Here is an 18,427-nt window from a genome sequence, read left to right on the forward strand (position 1 = left end):
ACCTGCGTACAGCTGTCACCCATTCGTTTGGCGACGTTTGAGTGATGGTATTTATCACTTGAGTAGAGAGCCTACGATGAGCAGATACATTCCCTTAACAGACATCGATTCAAACGCGCCAGCACTGTGGATCGACACACAGGCGCCGCTTGGCATCTTGCATGATGCAGCGGTGCGTCGGATTCGTGTTGTGACTGAAGCGTTGGAAGAATTTGCCAACGAGCAAAATGAAAACTGTGAAGCGTCTATGCCAAGCTCTTGGGCAAAGGTGCTGGCGGTGCAACTGCGAGACGGATGCGACTTGCTTGATGTTCTTGGGAAAAATCTTCATCAAATAATTTAAAAAGAGGCTGGGCAGTTAAATTCTAACTGCCTTTGAAAAACAATTTTTAAAGAGCCTTACGGTAAAGTCGTGCTCTTTTCCCATAGAAAAGTCTCTGGATAAAACGAATCTCTTTACCCTCTGCGGCTCATCAGACTGATAATCCGCCGTGATTCCTGAACTCGATTGCCAAGCTTCAGACAGCGACAGGGAGCCTAATGCACCAGTACTTGCGGGTATCAAGCATCCAACACCGGTCAAACAGGCAGAAGCGGTAGCCACCATCGCGCCGTATCCCCCAACGCCTACAACAAGGCCAGCAACGGTAACGCCAGCCGCAGTTGCTCTTTTCACGACGGTGTTATGCGCACCAAGCTTGTCATCGCTCCACTCCCGGACCTCGCTGAACAAGCCTCGCCCATCAAACTCGCCTGTCGCCTTGAGCTGTGCGATCTCTTCCTTGTAGCTCGCGCCTTCACCCTGAACGCCTTTCCAGTAACGGTACTCGGCAGTGTCTTTAGGAATCGATTCCGCACAGCGTTTCAATGCACAGGCTGCCGCATTCAAACGATCAGCTTTGGCAGGATAAAGCTTGCGCTGTTCATCCAGCGCCACGATCTGGGACTCATGCAGCGCATGGTTGTACTGCGTGGCGTTCCTTGCGACCCACCCGCCCCCTGGGCCTGGGCGACGTTTCCGTACGCCGCGACACTCCGTGCCCTGCCCTGGAAGCCTCGCGCCCCGGCATCGCCTGGAATGCGGCCCTCACCTCGTGCGAATACCGTTTGCCCCCGGCGTCGGTCACCTGATGACGATCAGCCAGCGCTCCGGAAGATGTCTCTACGCTGCAATAGCCCCTAGAATGCCTTCCCTTGGCCTGCAAGGAACGAAGACCATGACCTCGACCTCACCCGGCGCGCGCGTGATCGCCGCGCTGCACGCAAACGCTGCCCAGCGCAGCTACACGCTCGATGCTTTCCAGCTCGCCGCCATCGACCGCCTCGGGCGCATGGCCGAGGAGCTGCTGACCCCCGGCCACCGTAGCCAGCCCCGCAGCCTCTACCTCTGGGGCCCGGTGGGGCGTGGCAAGAGTTTCGTGCTGGACGGCTTCTTCGACGCCATCGCGCTGGCGCAGAAACGCCGCGTGCATTTCCACGCGTTCTTCCGCGAACTGCACCAGCGCCTGTTCGAGCATGCCGACAGCGGCCACGCCATGGACACGGCGCTGGAACAGATGCTGGGCGATTGCCGGCTGCTCTGCTTCGACGAATTCCACCTGCATGACATCGGCGACGCGATGCTCATCAGTCGCCTGTTCAAGGCCATCTTCGCCCGCGGCGTGGTGCTGCTGACCACCTCCAACTACGCGCCCGACCAACTCCTGCCCAACCCGCTCTACCACGAGCGTTTCCTGCCGACCATCGAGCTGATCGAGCAGCGCATGGACGTTCTTTCGGTGGCAGGGGACGTGGACTACCGAGGGCTGGAAGGCGCCGAGCCCGATCCGTTTCACCAAGGCGCCTTCGTGTGTCCGGGCACTGCGGCGCAGCGCACGTCGCTGGGGGTGGCGCCGCGGCCCGCTGGCGGTCAGGACCTGAAGGTGGGGTATCGCCTGCTGCGGGTGCTGGGCGTGGAAGGTCGGACCTTGCAGTGTTCGTTCAAGCACCTCTGTGAAGGACCGACTGCAACCATGGACTATCTGGCGCTGGTGGCCGACTACGACCGCTGGATTGTCGAAGACCTGCCGCAGTTATCCACAGCCTCGGCTGCGGCCCAGCAGCGCTTCATCAATCTGGTGGATGTGCTGTACGACCAGCGCTGTGAACTGTATCTGATCAGCGCACTGCCGCTGAACGAGGCTGTGGATAACTCTGAAGTGGCGGACATTTCCCGAACGCGCAGTCGCTTGTCGCAACTTCGGCAATTGACCGCGCTCGCGAGCGATAGCTTATCTACGCCAGCGTGAGAAGTAGACTTAAGTTCAATGGTGAGGGGGTAAATTCTTTCTAACCTTTTTACCGTATTGTCCGAGCCAAGGAAGTCTCGGTGCCTGTAATTCAATCAAATGGAACTTGATTCAATGGCTGAGGTGTTTTCGTTTGGCTGGTCCGGCTACGCAGTCGTGTTCATCACGCTGCTGTGCGCCTACATCATCTTTGGCATTGCCGGCTTCGGCACCGCGCTGGTTGCCAGCCCGATCCTTGCCCTTTACATCCCGATCGCCAAGATCGTGCCGCTGCTGGCGCTGATGGACATGTGCGCGGCCTTCATCAACGTCAGCCGCGATGGGCGCAAGGCCGACTGGAGCGAGCTGCGCCGGTTGGTGCCGATGATGGTGGTCGGCAGCCTGATCGGCGCGGCCATTCTGCTCAAGACCCGCCCTGATTTCCTCTTGCTGGCCCTGGGTGTGTTCGTGGTCGGCTATGCCCTCTATTCGCTCAGCGGGCTCAAACCGCAACGGCGCTTCAGCCCCGCCAGCGCTGTGCCGTTTGGCGCCATCGGTGGGGTCTTCAGTGCACTGTTCGGCAGCGGCGGCTTCATCTACGCCATTTACCTGAGTGGGCGCATCGACAGCAAGGAAGCGATGCGCATCACCCAGACCACCCTGATCGGCCTCAGCACCCTGACCCGCGTGGTGCTGTTCGCCCTGGCCGGGGTCTACCTCGACACCTCGTTGCTGTGGCTGGCCTTGCTGCTGGCGCCCGGCATGGTGCTGGGCATCGCGCTCGGACGCCGCATGACGCTGAAGATGTCACGCGAACAATTTCTCAAGCTGATCAACGTGGTGGTGCTGGGTTCGGGCGTCATGTTGATCGCGCGGTATTTTTCCTGATTCATTCATAACCACAAAAAAAAGCAGGCGCGCTTATGGAAGAGCTGCATCGTAACGAGATGATGACAGGCCGTGACTACCTGGAAAGTTTGCAAGATGGACGCGAGGTTTATATCTATGGCGAGCGTGTCGAGGATGTGACGCAACACCCGGCACTGCGCAACAGTGCGTATTCGGTGTCGCGCCTCTACGACGCCCTGCATGACCCGGCCAGCCGCGACGTGATGACCTGCGCCGACCCTGACGGCTACCTGACCCACCGCTACTTCACCCCGGCACGCTCGGCCGAGGACCTGCTCAAGGCCCGCGATGCCATCGCCCACTGGTCGCGCCTGTCCTACGGCTTCATGGGACGCACCCCTGACTACAAGGCCGGCTTCACCGCCACTTTGCGCTCGGACCCGAACCTCTATGCGCCGTTTCATGACAACGCCCTGAGCTGGTACCAGAAGAGCGCGCGCAAGGTTCTGTTCCTCAACCACGTACTGGTCAATCCGCCCGTGGGCAAGGCGCGCAACATCGCCGACATGCGCGACATCTACCTGCATGTGGAGCGTGAGACCGACCAAGGCATCATCGTGCGCGGGGTGAAGATGGTTGCCACCAGCGCCGCCTTGTCCAACGCCACGTTCGTGGCGCAGAACAGCGCCACGCAGTACCGCACCGGCGCCGAAGAAGACTTCGCCCTGTGCTTCATCCTGCCGATGAATGCCCCCAACCTGAAGATCATGTGCCGCCGCTCGTATGAAGCGTCCGCCTTGAGCCCGTTCGACCATCCGTTGTCGAGTCGCTTCGACGAAAACGATTCGGTGCTGATCTTCGACGGCGTGCTGGTGCCGTGGGAAAACGTGCTGATCTACCGTGACATCGAGCGCGCGCGCAGCTTCTACGCCGCTTCCGGCTTTCTCAATCGCTACCCGTTGCAGTCCGGTACGCGCCTGGCCGTGAAAATGGACTTCATCTGCGGCCTGCTGGCCAAGGTCCTGGAGTCCAACGGCTCGGCGGAGTTTCGCGGCATCCGCGCGCGGTTGGCCGACATCGTCGCGCTGCGCAACCTGATGTGGTCACTGACCGAGAACCTCTGCCTCAACCCTGAATCGCGCAGCGACGGCTCTGTGGTGCCGCGCCTGGAAGCGGCAGCCACGGTGCGCTATTTCGGCACGCAGATGATGAGCCAGCTCAAACCGGTGTTCAACACCATCCTCGGCGGTTCACCGATCATGCAGGTGTCGAGCTGGCTGGACATGCAGAACCCTGCCGTGCAGCCGCTGATCGACTGTTACTACCAGGGCACCGACCAGAGCGCCGGCGAGCGCATGAAGCTGATCAAGCTGCTCTGGGACGCCATGGGCAGCGAGTTCGCCGGGCGCCACGAGCTCTACGAGCACAACTACGCCGGCAACAACGAACAGGTACGCCTGGACATGCTGCGCCACTGCGAGAGCGCCGGGGTACTGCGCCAGTGCACCCACCTGGTCGACCAATGCATGGCCGACTACGACCTGCAAGGGTGGACCCGGCCGGGCTGGCGCTTCGACCCGAATCAACCGGAAATCCGCTAATTCAACCGTGTGTCGACGGGCAGCCAACGGGCCTGCCCCGGCAGCCCTTTGCCTGAAAAATGGGAGCGTCCGATGTTGTATGACGGTGATTGGAAGCGAGAAGAACTCGATTACTGCGCCTTGGTGAACCAATGGCACGTGGTCGCGCGCAGCGAAGAGGTAGACGGCGACACGCCTGTGGCCGTGCGCCTGTTGGGTGAAGACCTGGTGGTGTGGCGCGACGCCGAGGGCACGGTGCAGGCGTGGAAAGACTACTGCGGCCATCGGGGGGCGCGCTTGTCGCTCGGGGCCATCAAAGGCGGCGAGATCGAGTGCCCTTACCATGGCTGGCGCTACAACGCGCAGGGCGACTGCACCCGCGTTCCGGCCCACCCGGACCGCGCGTGTCCATCGTCCAAGCGCTTGGTGTTCCGCCACTACGCGCAGGAACGCTATGGCCTGGTCTGGGCCAGCCTGGAGGCGCCCCAACGGCCGCTGCCGGAATTTCCTCAATGGCAGGACGCCAGCTACCGCAAGGTCCACGCCGGCCCCTATCGCTACAAAGCCAATGCGCTGCGCTCGCTGGAAAACTTCATCGACGCGTCGCACTTTCCGTTCGTCCATGCCCACCTCAACGGCCTGCCCGATGCCCCGGAGCCGTTGAAGAAATACACCGTCAGCGAAGACGAGCGCGGTCTGCACTCGTCCGAGATCTGCGTGTTCCAGCCTTTCGGCGACCACCGTGGTATCCCGGTCAACGCCCGTTACACCTATTCAGTGCTCAACCCCACCACGGCCTACTTCAAGAAGAAGACCGGTGAAACCGAGCGCTTCTGCACCTTCTTCAACGCCACGCCGGTGGATGAAGCCGAGTGTGTGATCTGGCTGATCGTGGCGATCAATTTCGGCGCCGAGCTGAGCCTGGAACAGATTCTGTCCCGGCAGAACACGGTATTCGAGCAGGACCGTCACATCGTCGAATCGCAGCGCCCGGCGCGTCTGCCGCTCGACCCGAAAGCCGAAATGCATGTCGTCAGCGACCGCATGGGCCTTGAGTACCGGCGCTGGTTGCGCGGCTTGGGCGAAGCGCGGCAACGCCAGGCACTGCCAGGTCTGGACATGATCCCCACGTTATCCGTGTAGCCAAGGAAGGTGAACCGATGAACAGCGAACTGCTTGAATCCCTCGATCGACGTGAATCCAGCGCGCGCACCTACTCGCGCAGCATCCAGCGCGTACTGAACTGGGGCTCCCTGGCCCAGGTGCAGGACGACCAAGGCCGCCGCTACATCGACTGCCTGGCCTGCGCCGGCGCCCTGCCCTTGGGCCACAATCACCCTTACGTGCAACAACGGGTGATCGAATTCCTCCAGTCCGGCCAGTTGCAGCAGGCCCTGGACCTGGCCACCCCGGCCAAGCTGCGCTTCATGGACAAGCTGTTCGCAGCGCTACCAGAGACGTTGTCGCGCCAAGCCAAGGTGCAGTTCTGCGGGCCGACGGGCGCCGATGCCGTGGAGGCTGCGCTGAAGCTGTTCAAGACCGCTACCGGCCGCCGTTCGGTGCTGGTGTTCCAAGGCGCCTACCACGGCATGACCCACGCCACCCTCGGCATGATGGGCAATCTGGCGCCCAAGCAGGCCATCAGCGGCATGCCGGCGGAAGTCCAGTTCCTGCCCTTCCCCTACACCTACCGCAGCCCGTTTGGTGCCCAGGTCGATGCGCAGGAAACCGAACGGCTCAGCCTGGCTTACCTGGAAAACCTGTTGAGCGACCCGGAAAGCGGCGTGAACAAACCGGCAATGCTGCTGGTGGAGCCGATCCAGGGCGAAGGCGGCTGTATTCCGGCCAGCGCCGAGTGGCTGCGCCAGGTCCGCGAAATCACCGCCCGCCACGATGTGCCGCTGGTGGTGGATGAAGTACAGAGCGGCATTGGCCGCAGCGGCGACATGTTCGCCTTCGAGCACGCCGGCATCGTGCCGGATGCGGTGTTGTTGTCCAAAGCCATCGGCGGCGGGTACCCGCTGTCGGTCCTGGTGTACCGCGATGAGTACGACCGCTGGCAGCCGGGCGCTCACGCCGGCACCTTCCGCGGCAACCAGATCGCCCTGGTCAGCGGCGCGGCAACCTTGGATTTCCTGCGCGAAGAGAATCTTCTGGCGCACGTACGGCGCACCGGCGAGCGACTGCGCCAAGGTTTGCTGGCGCTGCAGCGCCGCTTCCCATGCATCGGCGATGTGCGCGGCCGTGGCCTGATGATCGGCGTGGAGCTCATAGACCCCGACGGCGCCGTCGATGCCCTGGGCCATCCGCCTGCGGCGGGGGACCTGGCGCGCGCAGTGAAGCGCGCGTGCCTGGACGAAGGCCTGATCATCGAGAGCGGGGGGCGGCATGGCGCCGTGCTGCGCTTCCTGCCGCCGCTGACCATCAGCGAGCACGAGATCGACGCCATCCTCGAACGCCTGGCGCGCGCGCTGGCCGCGCAGCAGCCTGCGGCGCGAGCGGCCGCGCAGCGATCGGTCGGGGGGATGCCAGCATGAACACGCCCACTCCCCTGCTGGACGTGCTTGGTATCGGCTTCGGCCCGGCCAACCTGGCCCTGGCCATCGCCCTGGAAGAATTGGCACCTGACCTGTCGGTGCGCTTTCTCGAACGCCGCGACGGTCCTCACTGGCAACCGGGCATGCTGTTGCCCGGCTCGGACATTCAGAACCACCCGCTGCGCGACCTGGTCACCCCGCGCAACCCACGCAGCCGGTACTCGTTTACCAATTTCCTGTTCGAGAACCAGCGCCTCTACGAGCACCTGAACCTGCCGCTGCATTATCCGCTGCGCCTGGAATACGCCCAGTACGTGAAATGGGTCGCGCAGTTCTTCACCCACCAGGTGGACTACCAGCGCGAGGCGGTAAGCCTGGAGGCGGTGGCCGAACGCGGCGGCTACTACCGCGTGACGACCGCCGACGGCAGCGTCTACCACGCCCGCAGCCTGGCCTTTGCCCCTGGCCGCACGCCGCACGTGCCGGCGCCATTCGCCGGCCTGCAGGACTCGCGTATTCGCCACCTCAATCATTACCTGCCAAGCCTTGCCGCGACCCTGGAGCATCACCCCGAGGCCCGTGTGGCGGTGATTGGCGGTAGTCAGAGCGCGGTGGAAATCCTCCTGCACGCCAGTGAGCAGGCGGGGGTCGCCCACCTGGTGGGCTATACCCGCAACTTCGGCTATCGGCAGAAAGACACCAGCCCGTTCTCCGACGAGGTGTATTTCCCCGGTTTCGTCGACGCCTTCCATGCCGCCAGCCCCGAGAACAAGGCGCGCTTACGCCGGGAGCTGGTGCACACCAACTACTCGGCCTCGGACATCGATGTGCTCAACCAACTGTACGTTCGGCGTTATGAAGACCGGTTGCACCAGCGCCAGCGCATCAACCTGCACACCTGCCAGGAAATCCTCGCCTGTCGCCCCGGGCCAGACGCAGTGGAGCTGGAAAGCCAGCATTTTCTCAGCGGCGAGGTCAGCCGCCAACGCTTCGACCTGGTGGTGCTTGCCACCGGTTTCCTCGACCTGGGCAGCGGCGATCGACAGGAGCCATGGCCACCGCTGCTGGCCCCCTTGGCGCAAGGGCACGACACGCTGACCATCGCCCGCGACTACCGCGTCGCGCTGCCCGAGCACCCACCGCTGTATTTCAACGGGCTGTGCGAATCGAGCCATGGCATGGGCGATGCGGGCTCGTTCAGCCTGCTGGCGTTGCGCTCGCAAAGCATCGTCGAATCGCTGCAGCAACAACTGGCGCCACCCCGTGCCGCGTTGGCACGCGTCTTTTCAGCTTTGTGAGGCCCCCATGAGCCAGTGCCCCTTCCATTACACCGATTACCGCTGCACTGACCTGGGCGCGATCAACCGCTTCATCGACGCGTTTCCCCTTGCGCTGATCACCTCAACGGCCGACGGTCGCTTCTGCAGCAGCCATATCCCGTTGCTGCGCAACCCGGATGGCAGCTTGTTCGGGCATGTCGACCGACGCAACCCACAGTTCGAAGCGCGCACCCCCCTGGAGGCCCAGCTGGTATTCATGGGCCCCTCCAGTTACGTGCCGCCCGAAGGCTATCGACACCGCCAACTGCCCACCTGGAACTACCTTGCCGTGCACATGCATGCACGTATCCAGGTGCTTGATCAGGCGCCTGAAACTCTCGCCATCCTTGAGCGAACGGCAGAGCGCCTGGCCCACCACAGCTCCACTTACCGGGTCGACCCACACGACCCGCGCGTGGTGGCCAACCTCCCCCACATCCTCGGCCTGGCCATCGAGCCCTTGCAGGTCGAGGGGCGCTTCAAGCTCTCTCAAGACAAACGCGAGGAAGACCGCGACGCTGCCCTGGACTGGTTCATCGAAGCCCAAGGCCGCGACCTGCGCGGGTTACTGGAACACCTGAAAGCGTTCGCCAACCCCACCACCCGAGGAGACGCTCATGCCCATCGTCCGGATTGAAGACGGCGTGCAACGCCATGCCGAGCAAAAGCACGCCGTGATAGAGACGGTGTACGCCTGCCTGCGGGAGGTGTTCGGGGTCAGCGACGAAGAGCTGCAAGCGCGCTATCACTGCCTTGCGCCGCAAGACTGGCGCACCCCGGGCGACCGTGCGCAGTACCTGCATGTGCAGATCACCGTATTCGCAGGCCGCACCCTGGCCACCAAGCGGCGGCTGTACCAACAGGTCAGCGAACGCCTGGCCGCTCTGCTGAAGATACCTGCGGACGCGGTGCTGGTGCTGTTGGACGAGCACCCCGCGCAGAACTGGGGTATGCGGGGCGGAGTGGCGGCGTGCGATATCGATTTTGGTTATGACGTGGAGGTGTAGCAGGATTTGTGGGCAAGTGGCTTGGCGATGCAGCGCGTACTGATGAAGGAAACTTGCTGGTCAAGCAATTGAAAACACGCTCTGTCTGAACAGTCTTGAGCGACGGTTGGATAAAGCCGATGGCGGCCCCGCAAAAACAGCCGAGAAACAGCCGGGGGCGCGCTCGACTTTACGGGAGTAAATGAGCATTACGACGGGGGCGCCCAGTTGGGCACGCCTAGTCGGGGCCGGCCTTCCAGGCTGTTTTTAACGCAGCATACCGAGTCTCAAGGCTTTCCAGACAGAGCCTAAAAGGCACCGTGAAAGTTGTTAAAACTTGTTCAAGCTTAAATCGACTTACCCACAGCGGCTGTGATCGCTAGGCTCTGTCTGAAAAGTTCTGAGACGAAGGCCAGGCAAGGCGAAAACCGGCGAGGAAGCGGAGTGTACTGGAGTACATGAGCATTCCGAGCCGGTTTTCAACGCAGCATGGACGAGTATCAGGACTTTTCAGACAGAGCCTAGAAGCCTCTCTGGATCACAACCAGATAACTCGGCAATACCAGCCGCGCTCTGAGCTCGCTGGTTGTTAATTAACCCCCCTCCCCCCAGTTTCTAAACTGCGCAAATAGTTGCACAACTGTTTATCGAAAACCCTGTGGATAGATCTCTGCAGCCCTTGCACGCCGTGGCGTCCAACCGAGTGCGCAAGAACTTGCACAGCACTGCGCAAGTTCTTGCGCACTTTTAACCAGTTTTCGCGATAAATACCCGGTACATATTCCTACAAAAATCTTATGTCCATGATTTATATGAAGAATATATAAACTGGCACGATGCTTGATAACTAAGTTCACCCACCGGCGAATTTTCGCCTGGGCATCCTTACTTATCCACAGGGAGTATCTCCATGGCTACACCAGCATACATGTCGATTACAGGCTCCAAACAAGGCCTGATTACCGCCGGTGCCTTTACCGCCGACTCGGTCGGCAACACCTACCAGGAAGGTCACGAAGACCAGGTCATGATTCAGGGCTTCAGCCACCAGGTGATCATCCCGCGTGATCCGCAATCCGGCCAGCCAACAGGCCAGCGCATTCACAAGCCGGTGAAGATCACCAAGGTCTTCGACAAGTCCTCGCCGCTGCTGCAGGCGGCGCTGACCTCGGGCGAGCGCCTGAGCGAAATCACCATTCAGTGGTATCGAACCTCGGCGATGGGCACCCAGGAGCACTACTACACCACCACGCTCGAAGACGCGATCGTCGTCGACATCAGGGGTGCCATGCATAACTGCCAAGACCCTTCGCTCTCGCACTTCACCCACCTGGAAGAGGTGGAGTTCAGCTACCGCAAAATCACCTGGACCCACGAAGTCTCAGGCACGTCGGGCTCCGATGACTGGCGCGCTCCGGTCACCGCCTGAGCCTGGTTGACTGTGTAGACACATCGGCCAGCGGTGCTGGTCGATGCTGTTCCTCTCGCCGCATGACGCAAGGAGCCCAGGATGTTCGCGCCTGCCAACCAGACCCACTTCAGCCTGACCATCGCGGGGCTGGACAATGACCTTCAGGTCCTCTCTCTGACCGGCCGCGAGGCCATCAGCCAACCGTTCGTATTCGACATCGAGCTGGTCAGCGAGCACGCGTCCCTCGACCTCGAAACCCTGTTGCACAAACTCGCCTTTTTACAGCTGTCAGCCGATGGCAGCGGTATTCACGGTCAGGTCGCTCGCGTCCTCCAGGGCGACGCTGGTAAACGCCTGACCCGCTACGCCGTGACGCTGCGCCCGCAGTTGGCAAACCTGGCGCACCGCATCAACCAGCGCATGTTCCAAAACCTTAGCGTGCCCACCCTCATTGGCCAGGTGCTCGAAGAGCATGGCATCCAGCGTGACGCCTATGCCTTTCACCTCGGGGCGACTTACCCCCCACGTGTCTACTGCGTTCAGTACGATGAGTCGGACCTGCAGTTCATCCAGCGCCTGTGCGAGGAAGAGGGTATCCATTACCACTTCCAGCACAGCGCCACGGCCCACACGCTGGTGTTTGGCGATGACCAGACGGTCTTCCCGAAACTCGAGCCTGTGGCCTACCAGCAAGACGCCGGCATGGTCGCTGACCACCCGGTTATCAAGCGCTTCGACCTGCGCCTGGAAACCCGCACCAGTCGCGTTACCCAGCGCGACTACGACTTTGAAAAACCGCGTATCGAGCTCGACGCAGAACACCGCAGCGACGCCCTCCCCGACCTTGAAGCCTACGCCTATCCCGGTCGATTCACTGACCGCGAGCGCGGCAAGCACCTGGCCAAACGCGCGCTTGAACGCCACCGCAGTGACTATCAGCAGGCCGAGGGTCAGAGCGACCAGCCCTTGCTGGTCAGCGGCCATTTCCTGCCCCTGACCCAGCACAGTGAGGCGCGCTGGAATGACCTGTGGCTGCTCACTGAAGTCCTCCACGAGGGCAAACAGCCCCACGTACTTGAAGAATCGGTGACCAGCGACACGCGGGCGCTGAGCGATGATTTTCAACACGGTTATCGCAATCGCTTCAAGGCCACCCCTTGGGATGTGCCGAACCGCCCGCCCTTGATGCACCCGAAACCACGCATGCTCGGCGCGCAAAGCGCAGTGGTCACCGGCCCCAAAGGCGAAGAGATCCACTGCGATCAGTACGGCCGCGTGAAGGTGCAATTCCACTGGGACCGCGAGGGCCAGGGCGACGACAAGACCAGTTGCTGGTTGCGCGTCTGCTCGGCCTGGGCCGGCGCGCGCTACGGCGGTATCGCCATTCCGCGCATTGGCATGGAAGTGCTGGTGACCTTTCTTGAAGGCGACCCCGACCAGCCACTGATCAGCGGTTGCCTGTACCACAGGGAACACCTCGCCCCGTACGACCTGCCGGCGAACAAGACCCGCAGCACCTTCAAGACCCTCAGCTCGCCCGGTGGCGGCGGTTTCAATGAACTGCGCATCGAGGATAAAAAAGGCCAGGAGCAGATCTTTGTGCACGCCCAGCGCGACTGGGACGAGAACATCGAGCACAACCAGACCATCCGCGTGGGCCATGAGCGCCACGACACCGTTGAAGCCAACACCTACAGCGAGTTCAAGGCCGAAGAACACCGCACCGTGCATGCCGACCGCAAAGTGGAGGCGCGGGCGGATGACCATCTGACCGTGGCGCTGAATCAGCACGCCCGGATTGGTCAGGGGCAGTTTGTCGAAGCGGGCCAGGAAATTCACCTGAGCAGTGGCCTGAAGATGGTGCTGGAAGCGGGCAGTGAGCTGACGCTCAAGGCCGGCGGAAGCTTTATCAAGATCGATGCCGGGGGCGTCACGATCAGCGGGCCGGTGGTGAATGTGAACAGTGGCGGCAGCCCGGGCAGTGGCGCGGGTGCAGCGCCGGTGTTGCCGGGGGCGTTGAGGGAGGTGGATGCGGACCAGGCCGGTGAATTGCTCATGCCCGCCTTGCGTCAGGCCTTGCAGCGAGCCGCCACAGCGGCTCAACCCGTTTGCGAGATATGCCAACAACTGGAAGTGACGCCATGACCAGCAACGTCTCACGTTATCTGCTGCTCGATGGTGCACAGATCGAAAACCTGCCGGGCCGTTTGTGCCGTCTGGATGACAACCCGATTGCCGAGTGGCTCTACCATCAAACACCTTATCGGGCGGTGTTTGAGGTCGGCCCTCTACTGGTCGCATTGCGACCCCACAGCGAACTTGAAGCAACCTTCACGGATCACTGGCAGCACAGCGCCGGTCTCCTCATCGAAAGCACTGCCCCTCTGCAGCGACTGGCTGAACATCTGCGCAGCCTGGTTCACGCGCGTGTGAGCGGCGATGCCTGCATGCTGTTTCGTTACTACGACCCACGCATTATGCGGTACTGGCTGCCCGCGTTAAGCCCCGCCGAAAAGGATCATGTGCTGGGCCCGGTCAGCCGCGTGCGCCTACCCGCCGGGGAAGGCCAGGACGAACACTGGATCGTTCGTGAGCAAGACCGACAAAGCGCTCAGCCCTTTTCCACACGGCCCTGGCTATACCTGGACGAGCAGCAACTGCAAAGGCTCAACCAAGGCAAGCTGACGCTGTTCGACCAGCAACTGCTGGCGCACGTACGCCGCTATTTCCCTGATTGCCTGAGCCCATATTCAGACACCGAGCAGCAGGAATGGGCAGCACTGTGTCGCGAAGGGGCCGCACGTTATGGGTACTCCGCGCCCAACCAAGTGGCGCGCTGGTCCGCCTTGGTCGCCGAACACGGCACGGTATTCCCACACGCCTGCGACCATCAGGCCCACCGCCAGATTCTTCAACAGCCAACACTCAACCCCACACAACGCCTGGACGCCCTGTTGCTGGAGCTGCATCGGCGTTGGCTGCTGACTGACAAGGAGCCGTTCGCATGACCACTCGAACACTTGAGAAAATCCGTAACCTCGCCGCCGCTGACCAGGCCGCGAAAAGCCAGTTCGGCAGCGAGGAGTTATCGAGCCCCGTCGCCACCTGCCCTGCGCGCCAACCGGATATTTTCGTGGTGCCCTGCCGTTACGCAATGGCAGAACAAGGCGCCGAACACGCCGATTTCGCACCGCCCTGCCCGACCCAAAGTCACCCGATGGCACTGCGCCGTTTGCGCGCAGGCTATGTGTACCTGTGGCAGGCCGACGGGCCGCTGCAACGCTATGCGGTAGCGGCGGATGGCCTATTGCTCGAGCAACCGTTGACGCAACCCCACGCAGCGCTCACAACAGGCGCATTGGCCGGCATCGCGCTGAAAAAGAACGCCGACGCCTGGATGCTCTACAGCGAAATGCCCTTGGGCCAAGCCGCTTGCGATCGCCTGAAAAGGAGCGATGAACGGCGCCAGCGCATGCGCCAGATCGGCCTCCCTCAGATTGCCAAAACACTCTCAGCCAAACACTGTCCGCCCCTCGCCAAAGCGCCAGCGTTGATCGCCGAACTCATGCCGAACGTGCGCGACCGAACCTTGGCCCATGATTTTCAGGAGAACGGCGCGAAGTATCGTGCGGGCACCGAAGCCTTGGGTGAAGCCATGTTCGCTACGCCTACGGCGGACAACGTCAAAGCCTACGTCGCCAGTCTCGAATGGCTGCAAAAGCTTGAAGGCGTGGCCGGCAAGCAACCGCCTGGGCAACCCGTAGAAGAGCCCGGGAGCTGGAGCGCGAGCCCTTGGGCGCTCAGACCTGCCCAAGCCTGGCTCGATGCCGCCCTTCAACAGGCCGGGCCGCTGTACGGCGTGTTTGCTGCGCTGGATGATGATTTGGGCGTGTTACGGGATATCAACCATGAGCAGAACAAAGCCGAGGCAGACCATGAAGAATGGGTCGCCGACAATAGCCTGCGGCAAACCGTAGGTAGTTTCGTTCGCAGCCTGCTCAGCGAGGATGGAGGCGAAGTCGCCAACCTGCTTACTTACCGTTATCGCGAACACACGCTGCAGCTAACACCAGAACAGGGCGACACCCTGCTCGATTGCCAGAAGCAGCTCAGTAGCCTCCTGGCTGAAGAAACGAATATCAACCAACAACGTGGCCGACAGTATGGACATACCCAAGCGAACGCGATGCTGGCCCGAGTGCATAGCCAACGAGAGGCAGCATTGAGCAAGGTGCGCACCCTCATCCCGAGCGTCCTGCACCGCGAAGTGTTACAGGTTGTGCATGAGTATCACCAAGAAAAAGTCAGCGCCCATCAAGGCGGACAGGGGGCGACAAAGGTCGGAGACTACATTGACCTGAAGCGAATGAATCATTGGCTCGATCATGAAGCTCCGCATCACTTCGAACAGGTCGAGGCACGCCATAAGCTGCTCTACACAGATCGTAAAACCTACCTGCACCGCAGTGAGCGCGGTACCTGGTTTGTCGACCAAAGCAGCGAAGCCCATCTTCAATGGCTAGAAAGCCTGACGGTGGCGTGCCTGAGTGCACAGTGCAGCCGCAGCGAAGGTGCCAAGCAGTTTTCCGATTACGTCAGCAGCGACGATCCGGGCTTGCTGCGCCTGGTGTTTCAGGCCTGGAGCCCAAGCCTGGAGGCTGCGGTCAATAACACCTCGCGCCTGAATGAACTAATAACGGCTTTGAGCCTTGAAAACCTCGCCGATACCCGCGCTGCCATCGCCAGGGTTTTGGACCCCGATACGCTACGCACGATCGAGCGCCTGGCAGGCAATCTCGAAGGCGCCTGGACCGCGACACTGACACGCTTGGGCGCCTCGCTGATACAGACCCGCAAGGGCACGGCACTTCCAATAGGGCTCTTTATCGTCCTGCGTTTGGGTGAAGACACCCGCTTGCTTCGAGGTCTCGAGAACGGCGTGGCAGTCTGGCGCCTGGTGGGCCAAAAGGCCGATGCCTTGGCGCAATGGACACGCACCACCGCTCAGGCCATCGCCCTTGGACGGGTCGGCGCAATCGTCAATGCCCCCGTGGTCAAGGCTTCCGGCGGTCTGTTGCCGTTGGCGGCTCTGGTGGTCAACGCGCTTAACGCCGGTAGTTATGCCGGACAGGCTGACTTGATAGAGGGCAGCGATGCGCAGCGTCAGGCGGAGAGCGTGTCTGCGTATCTGTATGCGGGGGCGGCGTTAGGGGCAGTGGTTCAGAATTGGATGATTTTGGGGAAGGGCATCAATGAGATGAGTGCAAGGCTGCCTTTTGGGCATTCTGTAACGGCTCCGATGCTCACGTTATTTGGTGGGATTGTAGGATGGCTATCCGCTAGAGCGGCCTTGAGCGAGCTTAAATCGCTTCAAATTCAAATAGACAGCGCTCAAAGCAGCATTGACCCGTGGCTTAAAATAAAGCAATTGGCCGTTACCGGACAAGTTTCTGTATTTGGAACACAAGCGCTCCTGGGACTTGGTCTGACTGGGCTGCGGTTATCAAATAAAATCCCCACCACAACAGCCATACGGCTCTTTCGCCTTGGTATGGGGCCGATGAACCTGTTGCTGTTGGCGCTGGGTGCTCTTTACTTGATTGCCTGGCTGCGCCAAGCCAGTCCTATGCAAAACTACTTGAGAAAATGCTGTTGGTCCCATGGGCGTGCTGGTGACAACAAGCCAATTACTCCTCAGACCCAACTGGATGAGCTCAATGAGCTGATGCTGCTTCTGTATCAGCCGCGCTTGTCTGTAGAAACCAGATACTTGCATATCCATGGCTCGCTCGATGACACGATTGTTCAGAGCGGTATTAACCGACTCATTATCGACTTGCCTGGTGCTGCTCCAACAGCTGCACAAATCGACCTGGCCATGAGCGGCAATCCTACTCCATCCTCAGTCAGCTTTGGCACCAGCCCCCGGGGCACTCCGACTGATCTCGGAGCCACTTGGCTAAAGACTAGCCAGTGCAGCTGGATTCCAGTCGATGCCGGCCAGGGACTACGTCTGAGTGGCCAATTCCAAGTGCCCCTCACCCGCTTATCCATACGTTTGTGTTACCTCAGTCCAGTAGCGTTGTTGGCTAACGACGGAGCCGTTATCGGCGGAGAGCGAGGCCTTGTCTACACCTTATCGCCGGACGACGAAATCATTACATTGCGCTCCGGTGAGGATATCCCCGAGCTGAATGGGGCCAGCATCTACCGCCTGGGCCCCAATCAGAATTCCAGCTATTTGACGCCCAAGGACAAAGCATGACGTTAGCCTCGCCTTGCAGCCGAAAAAGAATGTTCTCACGCGAAGACTATCTTGCGCCCCCAGCTGTACCCACTGGCAGAGAGCCCAAGGATGTACTCAACACTATTTGGCGGAAGAACGAGATATTTCTCGATATTGGTTCTTACAGCATCGGTTCTGCCGTGATGACTATTTGGCCAGTCCTCATAATGAGTATATTATTTTTATATTACGAGAGCTTCTCTGATGAATACTTTGAATGGTCATTAGCGCTGACATTATTTGTCCTCGGCATACCGATTTTTCTAGTCATTAGAGGATTGATAAGCCCCGTTCCTCTCCCCGTTCGCTTCAACCGCCAACGCCGTGAAGTGTGCATACCATTTGAAGATGGCCGCTACTGGATCGTCCCCTGGGAACAAGTTACCGCCCAGGCAGTAGCGGTCAGCTCCGTCGGCCAGCACGGCAAAACGACACAGGGTCTGTTGGTAATAGGATTCCGAAACCCTGATCCTGACGCGCATGAGAAGGACCGTGATTTCAGTATCGGATTCAACTGCGGTGGCGGTGAAACAGCGATGAGCCTCTGGGAGTGTATGCGCAGTTACATGGAGATTGGAGCAGACGCGATCTCGCTCGACAACGACTTGGAAAATATCCGTGGGAAGCTTGGCAGGAAAGGGGTTGTTTTAGGCATCTGCTACGGTTTTTTAACAGGGATCATTGATCATCTTATGGCTAGAAGATTTGGTCAGGCGCTGTGGCTCTTTTCCTCAATTTTTCTCCTTGGCACGCCGCTGGCCATGATGCTTCAGACCTGGAAGCTCGCTCCTCCACCTGAGTTGCCCTACCCCGAAATCATCGAATGGTCAAAACCCCTTCCTCCCGAACAATGGGCCAAGCGCTCACCTGAGCTCGAAGCCGCCATCGCCAAACGTGAAGCCGAACTGGCTGCGCAGACCGCATAGTGATTGAAATCCAAGTCGCATTGGCGTGCGTGCACAATGGCACGCTAATGCTTCGCGTGCAGGTTCACGGGCCCGGCATTGATGCGTCGCACGCGCCGCGCCCGCCGAAGCGGTTCTACAGCAGGGGCAGCGACCAAGGCGCCGGGCTGGGCCTGGCCATCGTCGAGATGATCATGAACGCACTCAGTGGCCGGCTGCTGATCGGCAACCGTGAGGGGCGAACGCTGTGCTTTGCAGGGCCCACGGGATGACGCCCTGCCCCTCCA

Annotated in this window: 16 protein-coding genes; 15 read left to right on the forward strand and 1 reads right to left on the reverse strand. The window is 60.7% G+C overall.

Going from position 1 to position 18,427, the window contains the following annotated elements; translation table 11 throughout:
* Positions 1 to 76: 76 nt before the first annotated feature.
* Positions 77 to 343, forward strand: coding sequence for a hypothetical protein (locus tag SJI00_RS10165; RefSeq protein WP_322461595.1), 267 nt, complete (start codon positions 77 to 79; stop codon positions 341 to 343).
* A gap of 15 nt (positions 344 to 358) precedes the next feature.
* On the opposite strand, the gene SJI00_RS10170 is transcribed toward SJI00_RS10165, so the two are convergent.
* The gene (locus tag SJI00_RS10170; protein WP_322461596.1) at positions 359 to 937 is read right to left on the reverse strand and encodes a hypothetical protein; all 579 of its coding nucleotides are present in this window, start codon (positions 935 to 937) and stop codon (positions 359 to 361) included.
* 280 nt (positions 938 to 1,217) lie between these two features.
* Between SJI00_RS10170 and zapE the strand changes: the two genes are divergently transcribed.
* The 14 genes from zapE (at position 1,218) to SJI00_RS10240 (ending at position 18,412) form a co-directional block, all read left to right on the forward strand.
* Entirely contained in the window at positions 1,218 to 2,288 is a 1,071-nt protein-coding gene (gene zapE / locus SJI00_RS10175; protein WP_322461597.1) for a cell division protein ZapE, read from the forward strand.
* 99 nt (positions 2,289 to 2,387) lie between these two features.
* Positions 2,388 to 3,155, forward strand: coding sequence for a sulfite exporter TauE/SafE family protein (locus SJI00_RS10180; RefSeq protein WP_416221020.1), 768 nt, complete (start codon positions 2,388 to 2,390; stop codon positions 3,153 to 3,155).
* Between the two features lie 35 nt (positions 3,156 to 3,190).
* Entirely contained in the window at positions 3,191 to 4,717 is a 1,527-nt protein-coding gene (locus SJI00_RS10185; RefSeq protein ID WP_322461599.1) for a 4-hydroxyphenylacetate 3-hydroxylase family protein, read from the forward strand.
* 72 nt (positions 4,718 to 4,789) lie between these two features.
* Positions 4,790 to 5,839: an aromatic ring-hydroxylating dioxygenase subunit alpha gene (locus SJI00_RS10190; RefSeq protein WP_322461600.1), complete on the forward strand. Its 1,050-nt coding sequence runs from the start codon at positions 4,790 to 4,792 to the stop codon at positions 5,837 to 5,839.
* Positions 5,840 to 5,856: 17 nt separating this feature from the next.
* Positions 5,857 to 7,233, forward strand: coding sequence for a diaminobutyrate--2-oxoglutarate transaminase family protein (locus SJI00_RS10195; RefSeq protein WP_322461601.1), 1,377 nt, complete (start codon positions 5,857 to 5,859; stop codon positions 7,231 to 7,233).
* Complete coding sequence (locus SJI00_RS10200) at positions 7,230 to 8,531, forward strand: SidA/IucD/PvdA family monooxygenase (RefSeq protein ID WP_322461602.1); 1,302 nt, start codon at positions 7,230 to 7,232, stop codon at positions 8,529 to 8,531. Before SJI00_RS10195 ends, SJI00_RS10200 begins: the two co-directional genes overlap by 4 nt.
* Before the next feature lie 7 nt (positions 8,532 to 8,538).
* On the forward strand, positions 8,539 to 9,189 hold the full coding sequence (locus SJI00_RS10205) for an FMN-binding negative transcriptional regulator (protein WP_322461603.1): 651 nt from the start codon (positions 8,539 to 8,541) through the stop codon (positions 9,187 to 9,189).
* Positions 9,170 to 9,559, forward strand: a complete 390-nt coding sequence (locus SJI00_RS10210; protein ID WP_322461604.1) for a tautomerase family protein — start codon at positions 9,170 to 9,172, stop codon at positions 9,557 to 9,559. The genes SJI00_RS10205 and SJI00_RS10210 overlap by 20 nt, the downstream gene beginning before the upstream one ends.
* Before the next feature lie 889 nt (positions 9,560 to 10,448).
* Positions 10,449 to 10,967, forward strand: a complete 519-nt coding sequence (locus tag SJI00_RS10215) for an Hcp family type VI secretion system effector (RefSeq protein WP_322461605.1) — start codon at positions 10,449 to 10,451, stop codon at positions 10,965 to 10,967.
* An 81-nt stretch (positions 10,968 to 11,048) separates the two neighbouring features.
* A complete protein-coding gene (locus SJI00_RS10220; RefSeq protein ID WP_322461606.1) occupies positions 11,049 to 13,094 on the forward strand; it encodes a type VI secretion system Vgr family protein in 2,046 nt (681 codons plus the stop codon).
* Entirely contained in the window at positions 13,091 to 13,957 is an 867-nt protein-coding gene (locus tag SJI00_RS10225) for a DUF4123 domain-containing protein (RefSeq protein ID WP_322461607.1), read from the forward strand. Before SJI00_RS10220 ends, SJI00_RS10225 begins: the two co-directional genes overlap by 4 nt.
* Positions 13,954 to 17,214 carry a toxin VasX gene (locus SJI00_RS10230; protein ID WP_322461608.1) on the forward strand — a complete coding sequence of 1,087 codons (3,261 nt, stop codon included), beginning with the start codon at positions 13,954 to 13,956 and terminating at the stop codon, positions 17,212 to 17,214. The genes SJI00_RS10225 and SJI00_RS10230 overlap by 4 nt, the downstream gene beginning before the upstream one ends.
* Entirely contained in the window at positions 17,211 to 18,161 is a 951-nt protein-coding gene (locus tag SJI00_RS10235) for a hypothetical protein (RefSeq protein WP_322461609.1), read from the forward strand. Before SJI00_RS10230 ends, SJI00_RS10235 begins: the two co-directional genes overlap by 4 nt.
* Positions 18,161 to 18,412 carry an ATP-binding protein gene (locus SJI00_RS10240; RefSeq protein WP_322461610.1) on the forward strand — a complete coding sequence of 84 codons (252 nt, stop codon included), beginning with the start codon at positions 18,161 to 18,163 and terminating at the stop codon, positions 18,410 to 18,412. Before SJI00_RS10235 ends, SJI00_RS10240 begins: the two co-directional genes overlap by 1 nt.
* The last annotated feature ends 15 nt before the right edge of the window (positions 18,413 to 18,427 follow it).

The organism is Pseudomonas gebzensis, from assembly GCF_034427815.1.
GTDB lineage: Bacteria > Pseudomonadota > Gammaproteobacteria > Pseudomonadales > Pseudomonadaceae > Aquipseudomonas.